Annotated in this window: 6 protein-coding genes; 1 reads left to right on the forward strand and 5 read right to left on the reverse strand. The window is 57.5% G+C overall.

The annotated features are described in order from the left end of the window. Positions 1 to 118: 118 nt before the first annotated feature. The 3 genes from IGS61_RS05785 to IGS61_RS05795 all read right to left on the reverse strand — a co-directional run bounded on the left by IGS61_RS05785 (position 119) and on the right by IGS61_RS05795 (position 8049). Positions 119 to 3175 (reverse strand): TonB-dependent receptor, encoded by a 3057-nt coding sequence (locus IGS61_RS05785; protein WP_230538731.1) that lies wholly within the window; start codon positions 3173 to 3175, stop codon positions 119 to 121. Positions 3176 to 3808: 633 nt separating this feature from the next. After that, a complete protein-coding gene (locus IGS61_RS05790) occupies positions 3809 to 3973 on the reverse strand; it encodes a hypothetical protein (protein WP_230538732.1) in 165 nt (54 codons plus the stop codon). Between the two features lie 1208 nt (positions 3974 to 5181). Beyond that, on the reverse strand, positions 5182 to 8049 hold the full coding sequence (locus IGS61_RS05795) for a TonB-dependent receptor (protein WP_230538733.1): 2868 nt from the start codon (positions 8047 to 8049) through the stop codon (positions 5182 to 5184). A gap of 800 nt (positions 8050 to 8849) precedes the next feature. Here IGS61_RS05795 and IGS61_RS05800 point away from each other — a divergent pair. Then, on the forward strand, positions 8850 to 10478 hold the full coding sequence (locus IGS61_RS05800; protein ID WP_230538734.1) for an NAD(P)/FAD-dependent oxidoreductase: 1629 nt from the start codon (positions 8850 to 8852) through the stop codon (positions 10476 to 10478). 7 nt (positions 10479 to 10485) lie between these two features. On the opposite strand, the gene IGS61_RS05805 is transcribed toward IGS61_RS05800, so the two are convergent. Then, the gene (locus tag IGS61_RS05805) at positions 10486 to 11862 is read right to left on the reverse strand and encodes a GAF domain-containing sensor histidine kinase (protein ID WP_230538735.1); all 1377 of its coding nucleotides are present in this window, start codon (positions 11860 to 11862) and stop codon (positions 10486 to 10488) included. Positions 11863 to 11996: 134 nt separating this feature from the next. Then, complete coding sequence (gene corA, locus IGS61_RS05810; protein WP_034760218.1) at positions 11997 to 12962, reverse strand: magnesium/cobalt transporter CorA; 966 nt, start codon at positions 12960 to 12962, stop codon at positions 11997 to 11999. Between the last annotated feature and the right edge of the window lie 30 nt (positions 12963 to 12992).

The raw sequence follows: 12992 nt of genomic DNA on the forward strand, positions 1-12992 counted from the left end.
ACAACACCCCGCAAGTGGCGACACTTGCGGGGTGTTTTTTTTCCAGCGAACCACTTGCGCGGTGCGCCAGCAGGACAGCCGAGCCAACCCAAAGGTCAACTCAAGCTGTCAGCTTGCATCAGAACTTGTGGTTGTACTCGACCGACAATTTGACCGTGCGTGCTGCTTGCAGGGTACGGTATTCGTCGTAGTTAGCCAGGATCCCTTCGCCGCTGCCGTCATCGTAAGTTTCTTGACGAGCCGTTGCCGTTTGCGAGTTGGTGACGTTGAACACGTCGATCTTGAACTCGACGCCTTTCAGAATCGCTGGCTTGTAGGCCACGTTCATGTCAAGACGCTTTTCGTATGGCATACGGCCAAGGCTGCCACGTGGGGTCGGTTTGCCGCCGCAGAAGTAGTACTCTGCGCCGTAGCCAGGGCCGCCGAATGGATTGTCTTCGCCTGCATCGGCAACCGGGTTGGTACCCAAGCAAGTTTTCGGACGACCCGATTGGATCAACAGATTGGCGCCAACCGACCACTCGTTAGTGAACTCGTAGTAGCCGAATGCTTTCAACTGATGACGACGATCGTTAGGCAGCAAGCCCATCGAATCCGGAGTGAACTCAGGGAAGTCCCAACCAGCCGAGGTACCAACGTCGGTTTGACCGGTATCGGAACGGGTTTGACCTTCCATGTTGCCGTAGCTACGCGACCACGTGTAGTTGATCTTGCCATACCAGCCATTGCGGAATGGATGTTCGGCAAACAAGTCCAGAGCAGCGTACGTACGTTTCACTTTCGGGAAACCCAGTTCTTCTTTGGACAGGTGTACATAACGACCGCTGCCATCGGAACCGTTCAACCATACCGTTGCATCTTCGCCCGGATTGAAGATGAAGCAAGGAATATCCGTAGCGGAAACAGGAATGCCGTTTTTGGCGGCATACGCGCGCAGCGGACGGGTATCGCAGCTATCATCGATACCGGCACCCAGTTTGCGGTAGGTTGCCTTGGCGCCGAAGTTCAGGCTAGGGTTGTAGGCTTTTTCAAAGCCCAGCGTGATTTCATCCTGGTAGTTAGGCTTGAGATCTTTGACAACGACACTGCGCACGTCCTTGCGTTGGCCGTACTCATTGTCTGGCGAGATCGGGGTATTGATGGCAACCAGGCCCGTAGGCTGGCCTTGAGCGTCGATACCGGTATAGGTAAAGTCCTGCGTAATCAAGGTCGAACGGCTGGCGGCACGTGCAGCGACCTGGGTAGGCAATTGCAGGTGATAACGACCGGCGCTACCAAATACCTTCATCGAGGCGTCGCCAAAGACGTCCCACGATGCGGCCAGACGCGGAGCGATCTGGTTTTTCACATCGATGAATTTTTCGCCATCGCCATTTTTGTTGGTGTATTGCTCATTACGCAAACCAGCCGTGATCAGCAAGTTCTTGGTTACTTGATAACGATCTTCCAGGTATTGCGCCGATTGAGTTGCCGAAGCATCCGTCACGCTGGAGAAGTCCGACAGGCGTGCGTAGAAACCGCGCGTGCCGTAACCACCGAAATCACCGACCACGCCAGGACGACCGCCCGACAGGTTGACCGGTTTAAAGGCATTTGTCTCACCTACCGTACGATAGGTCCACGAACCGCCACCAGCACGGAACTGGCCAGCGTTAACGGAATCGATTTCATTGTGATCGACACCGACGCGCAGGGTATGGCTACCCAGCTTGTATTCCAAGTCGGCACGGAAGGATTTCACCTTGTCGCTACCAGGCTTGGTGATGTTGCCGGTCGCACCCGCATATTTTTGGTAGTTGCGGTACAGGTTTTGCGCGTCGAGCTCAGGCACACGGCCAGCCACGGTGGAAGCGACCGAACGCAAGATGCCATTGACGTCATAGTCTTCGTACGTGGTGCTGCGCGGTGCCTTGGAGATGCCGTACAAGGTCGTGAAGACCAGGTCATCGGTAAGTTGGCCCGTGTACTTCAGCGCATTCGACTCGGCGCCGTTGCCGCCGCCGTTCTTGTCGTTCTGTTCCGAGTACTTGACGCCGTTCGACTTGTACGTGTCGGTGTTCAAACCATACGCGCGCTGGCGATCTTTGGTGGTATCGCCGATCGACGTCCATTCCAGACGATGGTTATCGCTGATATTCCAGTCGAATTTGGCCAGGTAGCGGGTTTGTTCTACACGGCGGTCAGCCCAGCCATCGCGTGCCAAGGTGGTGCTGGCGGTGCTGTTGGCGATGCCGGTCTTGGTTGCGGTTTGATCCACGGCGACAAACATGAACAGCTTGTCTTCCACGATCGGGCCACCCACGTACGCGCCGTAGTAGTTCTGCGTGCTCTGGCTGGTGTCACGGCGGAAATGCAGCTTGCCGTCCGTAGCCGGATTCTCGCCAGTGTTTGCATAGTAGATATTCTTCGGGTCCGAACGCATCGAATTTGGCGTAATGGCAGCTGTTGCGCCAAATTCCCAATTATTGGTACCGCTCTTGGTCGTGACGTTGAGCACGCCACCGATGGAGCGGCCGAATTCCGCACCGAAACCACCGGTCAGCACTTGGGCTTGAGCGATGGCACCAAACGGCAGTTCCGACGAGCCGAGCTGGGTCAGCGGGTTGGTGACAGGGAAACCGTTGACATAGAACGCGTTTTCCGATGCGCCGCCGCCGCCGATACTCGTGCCGCCATAAGCGGAGTCAGCGCGCGTGGTGTTCGGCGCCAGCAAAATGATCGAACTCAAGTTCGTGGCAACTGGCAACTTATCCAGTTCCTTGGCGGTAAAGATCGCGCCATTATTGGTATTCGAGACATCGATACGGTTACGGCGGCCCGTCACTTGCACGGCCTGCACTTTGGAACTGAAGGATGCATCCACACCCTGGCCAATCACAACATCCGTTTCCTTCGATTCGACAACCTTGCCATCGCGGACCAGATCAACCTTGTAGCGACCGATAGGCAACGCCGTGACCGTATAGCGGCCGTTGGCCTCTACCGTAACGGTACGCTTCAGTCCTGTATCCAAGTTTTGCAGCGACACGGTGGCGCCAGCAGGCGCATCAACCGTACCAAAAATCGTACCGGCTGCGTTCGATTGTGCCATGACAGGCGCAACGACCATCGTGGACATGGCACCGGCACTGAAGGCCAGCGCCAGGGCACGCACTAAAACAGTTTTTCTCAACATGTGGTTTCCTAATTATTAGATTAAGCGTCTCTGGTAGAGTTGCTTGGTAAATTTAAGCACTAAATCATGTTTAATACGTTTTTATTTCCGGTTTTAGTTTTTTGATAATTTGACACTCCCCCACCAATGATATGGCAGTCCTCAGACAAAACAGGAAGAACCCTCTTGCCTAAGAGACACATAAAACCATAGGCGATTGTTCACTGTCAACATAGCGGGAAAATATGATGCAAACAAACAACAATTTAAATAAACGGAGAAATATTGAACAAACCAGCGAAAATGGTGCAGCAGCGCACCATTTTGATGCAGTGCAGAAAAAGAGAATAAGAATATGTGAAAAATGTACTTTGAGACCGTGCATTATGGCGTGCGCCTTGCAGACATGATGCGGCAAGCTGCGGGCATGCTGCGATGCACGTAGCCCTTGAAACAGCGCCTTTACCCCCTTGGCATGACAGGATAAATGTTGCAAAACAACAACGTTTCATGAAATTAAATTGCCGAAAGTTGGGATTTTCAATTACATTGAATAATTACGATTTAAAAGAATATTCGCTCTTGAATGGATATTTCAAAAAAATCACCATCGAAGAAAATGGCAACTTCATATACATCATTAAAAATCGAATATCAAACATAAACACTCACCCCGGCAAGCTCGCGAGAAACGAATAAAATCAGCAGCATCCAAAAAATATCCAATTCGGAAATAACAAGAATAATCCGGCATATGACTGCGGCAATCACCGAGAAACTCCGCACTGATGCAATGCGCCAGTTATAGAGCAGCATCATGTCGACGCATATATTGTTGTCGGCAATATCAAGCCGTGCCATCCGGGCATGCTCGCGAAGATGACGGCCTCAGCAGACGCCGTCCTGCCTCCCCCTCGATGCCATCCTTCTGGCGGTCTGGAGCCTTGGCCAATCCGCAGAAGTCTCTGCAATACGACCTTGTCCATGCAACTCAATAGAAAAACCGAGCAATTGCCTATACATCCCTATTCTCAATTTCTTTTCGATCCCTTTAGCTTGGCGAATAAGCAAGCGAACTGCCGTGGATAAAATGCCATGCCGTGAAACATATTCAGCATACAAATGAGTGATATCTGAAAACTGGCAAGGCTGCCTGACTTCGGCAATTGTCGGCCAGTTCGGCCGGCCACATTGCCTGTACAAACCAGCCTGCAAAACGACGGGCCAACGCACCGGTATGGTGCGCCGCAATAGGGTGCAGGTACGACTGCAACCTGCGTCAGGCTACTGTTAAATAGCGTCCTGGTGCCTTGAGTAGTGAATGCGCCCCTTCCCGGCCGGGCAAGCGATCACGGTCCTGCGCGGGTATGTTTTTGCGCTCAAGCAGCGGGACACCCACTTGCACTAGCCCTACGCCGTGCCGGGCAGTTGCTGATGCCCACCCTTATCAGGCCTTCCGCATAGCCGGAACAGGTGTTGCACGCGCAGGAAGCGCCCTGAAACGCAAGCGTCGTATGCCGTTCCCTGTCCAGCGGCAGCGCCGGCGATCTTGGCCTGTGTCTGGCGGCAACAGCTGATATGCTCGCGGTCCCCGGCAAGCAGGGACACTCCAGGAATCTTCCTCGGCCCCTGCTGCTTGGCAACACGCCGCAAAACGCGATCATGGTGCTCCTTGAACACGCTGCGCAAGTACGCTTGCACTGTCCCGCCTGCCACTCGAAACACTTGCACCCGCATGTTCATGCACACGGCCTCCGGCGCGGCCGTCACGTGCCCTGCGGGCGCATCTTTACTTGTGTTCAGCGGCATGCAGCTGGCCCCTTGCACCACGCGACCTCGTGGCTCGACTACGCACATTCCCTGCTGGTATCCGATTCCGTGCGCAAGGTATTCTTGAAGGCAACTTTAGGTATGCCTCCACACCTGATTGTGCGATAGCCATAAAAAAAGGGCGGGATGACTCTTCAGTCATCCCGCCCTTTCGAAGAACGGGGCGGCATCGCTGCCGCCTTGCTCACCTTGCTATATTAGAAGGTATATGCCAGACCCAGGCTCAGGAAGCGGCCAACAGCGCCTGCCTGGTGCAGCGATGCGTTGTACGTGGTTTGTACAGTGGCATTGCCGTAGGTGCTCAGGTCAAACGGTGGCTGACGGTCGAACAGATTCAGGATCGAACCTTTCAATGTCAGGTTCGGGCTGACCTTGTACTGGATGTTCAGATTGGTCGTCGTGAACGATGGCACGTGGCAATACTGATCAGGCTGCGTAAGGTTCTGGTAGTAAGGACGGCTGGTGATGACAGCCGATGCCTTGGAGCAATCGGTAGCACCCACCGATGGGTCCAGTGCCGAGAAGCTGCTGGTGTAGTTCAGCGTGGCATTCACGTCCAGCGGACCACGGGTCCAGCCCAGGCTCAGCTGCGCACGGTCTTTCGGCGAACCGGTTGCGCCGGAAACCACCGTCGGGCCTTGGGTTCCTGCCAGCTGGTAAGTCACGCCAGCAACGGTTTGCTCGTAGCTGATGGTGTGAGCATAGCTCAGGTTGGCACGAATGATGCCGTTTTCGGACAGGTTCCAACGGTAGCCGATATCGGTTTCCACGCCGGAGGTCTTGGTCGAACCACCATTGATGTAGGCCGATTCTGCAAACAGAATAGGACCAACCGATGGGGTACCCTGAGCAACGCCCGTACCTACGCCAGTAGCGATGTCGATCGGCACGGCGGCACCACGCACAAACGTCTCGCGGTAGCTAGGATCGTTGCCGGCGGCGGTCACGATCTGGTTACGCACTTCGATGTTGTAGTAGTCGATGGTCGCGTTCAAGCCCTTGAATGGCTGGAGCACGGCACCCAGGGTGTACGATTTCGATTTCTCTGGCGACAGATCCTTGTTCGGACGTTGTACGTACGTAGGCTGGATGTTGCAAGAGCTTGGTACGTTGCCAGCGGTGTACTGCTGGCCGTTGGCGCACAGGATAGGATCGTTGATGCCGTGGTACAGGAAGAACGAACCCGAATTGCCTGTCTCTGCCGGGTTAGGCGAGCGGAAACCACGAGCGAAGGTACCGCGCAAGGCGATTTCCTTGGTCGGCGTCCATTTCAGCGTTGCTGCCGGGGTGAACGATTTATTATTGTCAAATTTATCATAGCGACTCGACAGATTGAACTCGACGTTTTTCACTGGAATGGCTGCCAACTCGGCGAAAATAGCCTTGTTGGTCTCTTCACCAAACACGAAAGCCGACGTCGAACCAACTTGACCGTTCAGGGTCAGTGGCGACGGTGGCGCATCCCAGGTACGTTTGTGCCAGTGGGCGCCAACTGCCAGTTTCAGCGGGCCTGCACCCAGTTGCGGCATCAGTTCGCGCGAACCGACCACGTCGATGTAGTTCAGCTTCGATTCCAGCGTGTTCGAGAAGCGTGGCGACACCTGGTCGATCAGCTGTTGCGAATTACCACCCACTGCATTCCACGCACCGGAGCGCAGCAGGCTGTACAAAGCGGCACGGTCAACAAAACCACTGTAATCGACTTCTGCCTTGGACTTGGTCAAGCCGCCTGCCAGTTGCAGATCCCAGCCCATCGCGGCACCAGTCAGGTCGATCGCCAGACGGGTGGTGGTCGCCGTGTTGCTTTGCTGCGAGTTGCCGTCCAGGCCAGGAATGTAGCCATACAGGCGTGCATTATTGGCGAACGGGTTGTTCACGTTGGCACCGACAGCTGCACCGGGAGCAAACGTGGTGCTAGGCATGGCGCCGAAGCCCGGGATCAGTACGCCATTGTTATTGACGTTGGTACCGGCGAACGAGGTCGGCGAGTAAGCTCCTGGCAAGCCGCGATTGTTCAGGTTATCACGCTGGAAGATCGAAGCCTTGACCGACATTTCCCAGTCTTGCGGCAGCTTCTTGGTAAAACCGACCAGCAAATTCTTGTTCTCGGTTTCAGGCTGGATGAAGGCGTATTTATCCTCCACCGCGCAGCCGCCGGCGCGATACGTAGTGTAATTACATTTAGGATCCAGGAAGACGAAGTTGGCCGCGTTTTGCGCGCCGCCCGCACCAGAAGGGTTATACAGGAATGGCGAGTTCGCTGCGGTCAGGAAGCCGTTGCGGGCGGTTGGCACGCCGAAAGTCAGATTCTGGCCACCACGTGGACGCCAGTCCAGCTGGTCCCAGGCGTACTGCTTGCGGTCGTCGACCTTGATCGCGCCTTGGCGACGCCATTCGGCGGTAGCGAAAACGTTGTAGCCGTCGGTGTCGAGATCACCGAAACCGGTGCTCAACGAAGCGCGGTTGGTCGTGCCGCCGCCATGTTCCGTGGTACCGCTGTCAGCCGAGAAGCGGGTGCCCGTGAAGTTTTTCTTCAGTTTGATGTTGACCACGCCAGCGACCGCATCCGAGCCGTACAGCGAGGAAGCACCGCTTTTCAGCACTTCGATGCTGTCGATGGCATCGAATGGAATGTTGGAGACGTCAACGAAGGAGCGTTGCGAATCGTCACCGATCGCGTAAGGCGACATGCGGTGGCCGTCGATCAGCACCAGCGTCGAACCAACGGTCAGGCCGCGCAGCGAGACGCCCGATGCACCGTTGGCGAATGCGCCAGAGAAGCCCGTACCGAGCGTACCCGCACCGTTGGAAGCCAGATCCTGCAGCAGCTCGGCAACCGAGGTTTTACCGCTGCGCTGGATTTCGGCTGCAGTGATTACCTGAACTGGTGCCGCGGTTTCGCTATCGGTACGGCTGATCAGCGAACCGGTCACCATAACGCGTTGCACAGGCTCGCTGGCGGCAGCTTGTTGAGCCATTGCCGGGGAAATAGCTGCAACGGAAAGTGCGCCACTTGCAAAAACTTGCAAGATCGCAACTGGCATAGGTTTGATACGTAACTTCATGTAAAAAACTCCTTCTGGACATGTGCCTGAATTTTTGTAAGGAAACCCCTGGGTAAAGGTTTTCCCAGTAAATGTGTCAAAACGTTACAAATGTGACGCAGCGACTACATGGAACCATATGGCACTGAACGATGTCAATTTATTAGAAAGGTAGTATGGCTTTGGAACAATATCTAAATTCATACAATCAACTTTTATCCCATACATTATTCGGCAATAGTGCAGAAACAATTTAAATTAGTGCGTTAGTGTCGTTTTTTTGTGCAATGATACATATATTGCAATGCAACAAAAAACTAAAAGGATATTTACAAAACACCGTTACAATTTTGCGCGAAATTACTCCTCTTTACCCTTCTTGAGACCTGAAAAAGAAGGCTGCTTTCCCTGCTCATTAGCGATTGTGCAAATGCAGCAAATGAAAGACTGGCAAAGCCGGTGCGCGGCGCTATCAAGGCGCCGACCGCGCCTGCGGTGAAATGTTGTTTTTTTGCAGCAACAACATGCTGTGCACTGCCGCTCCCCCTGCTGCTTGCGCCAGAACAACATTGCCTGCGCCCATCCATTCCCCACTGCCGGCCTGCCCATGTCCACTGGACCGTAACAGCGTTGGCAGTTACATTTGTTGCGATACAGCTATGACATTGTCATTTTTAAAAACCCGGCGCACGGCGGCTTCCAGGCTGGAACCATAGGCAATGCATTGCCCGCCGGAAGGAGTAAAATGCCGCCTTGCGCCGCGCCACGCGGCTGCCCACTCTCCGCTAGATACGGAGCCCTGCACTTTTCGGATAGACACCATGTTGCGACTCAACGAAGTAAAACTCCCCCTCGAACACGACGAAGCGGCCCTGCCCGCCGCCATCCTGGCGCGCCTGGGCATCGATGCGGCCGATCTGCTCGGCTTTACCGTCTTCAAGCGCAGCTATGACGCGCGCAAGCGCAGCGCCGTGGTGCTGATTTACTCGCTGCATGTGGACGTCAAGAATGAAGCGGCCGTGCTGGCGCGCCTGCGGCACGACGTGCACCTGATGCCCGCGCCCGACACCGACTACAAATTCGTCGCCGGCGGCGAACAGCTGGCCGGCCACAGCACCGAACCGCGCCCCATCGTCATCGGCACGGGCCCCTGCGGCCTGTTCGTGGCGCTGATCCTGGCGCAGATGGGCCTGCGTCCCCTGATCCTGGAACGGGGCAAGCAGGTGCGCGAACGCACGGTCGACACCTTCGGCTTCTGGCGCAAGCGCGAACTGAACCCGGAATCGAACGTGCAGTTCGGCGAAGGCGGCGCCGGCACCTTCTCGGACGGCAAGCTGTACAGCCAGATCAAGGACCCCAAGCACTACGGCCGCAAAGTGCTGACGGAATTCGTCAAGGCGGGCGCGCCCGAAGAAATCATGTACGTGAGCAAGCCGCACATCGGCACCTTCCGCCTGGTCAAGATGGTGGAGGAAATGCGCGCGAATATCGAACAGCTGGGCGGCGAATACCGTTTCAGCAGCAAAGTGGTCGATCTCGACATCGCGCCCGGCCCGGACGGCGGCCAGGTGCGTGGCGTGGTGCTGGAGAATGGCGAAACCATCGCCAGCAACCACGTCGTGCTGGCCATCGGCCACAGCGCGCGCGACACGTTCGAAATGCTGCACAAGCGCGGCGTGTACATCGAAGCGAAACCGTTCTCGATCGGTTTCCGCGTGGAACACCCGCAATCCTTGATCGACAGCTGCCGCTTCGGCCCCAGCGCCGGCCACCCGATCCTGGGCGCGGCCGACTACAAGCTGGTGCACCACGCCAGCAATGGCCGTTCCGTCTACAGCTTCTGCATGTGCCCGGGCGGCACGGTGGTGGCGGCCGCATCCGAACCGGGCCGCCTGGTGACGAACGGCATGAGCCAGTATTCGCGCAATGAGCGCAACGCCAACAGCGCCATCGTCGTCGGCATCACGCCGGCCGACTACCCGGGCGACCCGCTGGCCGGCATGGCCCTGCAGCGCGAACTGGAAGAACGCGCGTTCGCCCTCGGCGGCGGCAACTACGATGCCCCAGGGCAATTAGTCGGCGACTTCGTGGCCGGCCGCGCCTCGACGGAATTCGGCAGCGTGGTGCCGTCGTACAAACCGGCCGTGCACCTGACGGATCTGGCGCCTTCGCTGCCCGAATACGCGATCACGGCCCTGCGCGAAGCGTTTCCGGCGTTCAACAAGCAGATCAAGGGTTATTACAAGGCCGATGCCGTGCTGACGGGCGTGGAAACGCGCACCTCATCGCCGATCCGCATCAAGCGCCGCGACGACAACCTGCAAAGCCTGAATACACGGGGCCTGTTCCCCGCCGGCGAAGGCGCCGGCTATGCGGGCGGCATCCTGTCGGCGGCCGTCGACGGCATCAAGGTGGCCGAGGCGGTGGCGCTGTCGATGGCGGCGCGCTAAGCCAGCCTCAGGCTGCCAGCGGCAGCCTGATCTGTATATGACAGCCTGGCGTGGCATCGATGGCGCTGACCTGGCCGCCCAGCTGCTGCACGATGGTGTAGACGATGTGCATGCCCAGGCCGGAGCCGCCCTGGCCCCGCTTGGTGGTGAAAAACGGTTCGAACATATGTTCGCGCACGGCCGGCGCCAGGCCGATGCCGTCATCGGAAAACTCCAGCAGCAGCCATCGCCCGGCTGCGTCTTCCCCCTCTTCCTCCTCGATGCGCGCGCGTATCGTGATGCGCCCCGGCCCGCCGTGCGGATAGCCGTGGCGGGCGCTGTTCATCAAGAGGTTCGAAAGGATTTGCGACAGCTTGCCGGCCGCCAGGCGCACCTGGCAATCGGGCGCGATGTCGAGTTCCACGCCCAGCGCCGCCTTGCGCAATTCAGGACTGTGCGCCGACACCAGGCCGTGCACATAATCGTGCAGCGCCAGGTCGGCCACGTATTCGCTGACCTGGTCCACGGCCAGCTGCTTGAAATTGCCGATCAGGTCGGCGGCGCGCGCCAGGTTGCGCTCGATCAAGGCCGCCGCACCTTTCAGGGATTCGGCGATGTCGATCAGTTCGGCACGGCTGACCTTGGCCCCGCCCAGCAGCTGCACCAGCTGGTCGGCATAGCTGCCCATGCTCGACGCGGCCGTCAGCGCCACGCCGATGGGCGTGTTGACTTCATGCGAGACACCGGCCACCAGCGAACCGAGGGCCGCCATCTGTTCCTGCTCGATCAGGTTCGCCTGCGCCGCCAGCAGCGATTCGGTGCGCACGCGCACGATTTCTTCCAGTTGCTGCGTGCGCTCCTGGTGCTGCAGTTCGGCCGCGCCGCGGGCCGAGAAGATCGACAGCAGCAGCAAGGCCAGCAAACGCTTGTTTTCATCGATGGGACGCGTGTCGATGGCCGACAGGATGCCCAGGGTCTTGCCATCGGTATCGATCAGCGGCATGCCGACATAGCTTTCCGCATGCATGTCGACAAGGAGGGTATCGAATGGAAAGCGACGCTGGATATCGCTGCCGTGAAAACACATGCTCTGGCAGGTGACGTCCTGGCAAGGCGTGTGCTGCAGGCTGTATTCGATATTCGGCTGGTAGCCATTGCCGCCCCACAGGGCGAGGGTGCGGATGCCTTCGCTGCCATCGTCCATGCGCACCAGGCGCCCGGCGATCACATACTGCACGTCGAGCGCTTCGGCCAGGTCCTTGACGAGGATGCGCAGGAAGTCGTCGCCACGGGCGTGCGCCGTCGAGGCGGTGATCGAGCGCAGGGCCGCTTCCGCCAGGGTGCGCCGCTGCTCGGGATCGAACAGGGGTTCTTGCGAATTCACATCAAACAACGGAATACTCATGAATGCTCCTGCACGGCACCGGCAGCGCAGGCACAGCTGCCGGCGCGGCGATTCTCAGCCATGACCCGCCCCAGCGGACCTGCCGCGATTGTACCCCTGGATATTGTTCAATAATACAGATACACAGGAATTTTTTAAAGCCAGCCGGAACGCTTGAACAAGTAATACATATAACCGCAGACACAGCTCATCACTGCCACGGCGGCCGGATAGCCATAATGCCAGTCCAGCTCCGGCATGAACTTGAAATTCATGCCCCAGATGCCGGCAAATGCCGTGAACACGGCAAAGATGGCCGCCCAGGCCGCCAACTGCTTGTTCACTTCGCTCTCGTCGATGGCCACCATCGACAGATTCACCTGGATGGCCGTGCTGATGGTGTCGCGGATGGTATCGAGCGTGCCATTGATGCGCGCCAGATGATCGTGCACGTCGCGGAAATACTCCTGGGTATCGTGGCACAGCGGCGGCACGCGCCCGCCGTGCAGCTTGCCCACCGCTTCCATCAGGGGCGCCACCACGTGGCGCAAGACCATGACCTTGCGTTTCAATTGATACAGCCGTTCGATATTGTCGCGCTCGGTGCCGCGGTCGAAGATACGGTCCTCGATCAGTTCCAGCTCCGATTCCAGCGCGTCGAGGACGGGAAAGTAGCGGTCGACGACGGCGTCCATCAGCGCGTACAGCACGAAAGCCGAGCCCTGGCGCAGCAAGTGCGGTTCGCGCTCGGCACGCGCGCGCACGCCGAGGAAGCCCTGCGAGCTGTTGCTGCGCGACGAAAGCACGTAATTGGCGCCGACAAAAATGTCGACTTCGCCCAGCACCAGTTCATTCTCGACCATTTCCACGGTTTTCACCACGGCAAACAGGGAATCGCCATATTCCTCGATCTTCGGGCGCTGGTGGCCCCGCTGCGCGTCTTCCACCGCCAGTTCGTGCAGGCAAAACTCGTGCTGCATCTGTTTCAGCTCGTCCGGCGTGGCGTCGAGCAGGGCGACCCAGACGAAACAATCGGGGCGCTCGACGTAATCGCTGATATCGTCGATCGGCAAGTCGGCCAGTTTTTTGCCATCCTGGTAGGCCACGCAGTTAATCAGCATACAGTTCCACAATGAAAGTTAAGACCGGAC

It is taken from the genome of Janthinobacterium sp. FW305-129 (assembly GCF_020858115.1).
Lineage (GTDB): Bacteria > Pseudomonadota > Gammaproteobacteria > Burkholderiales > Burkholderiaceae_D > Janthinobacterium.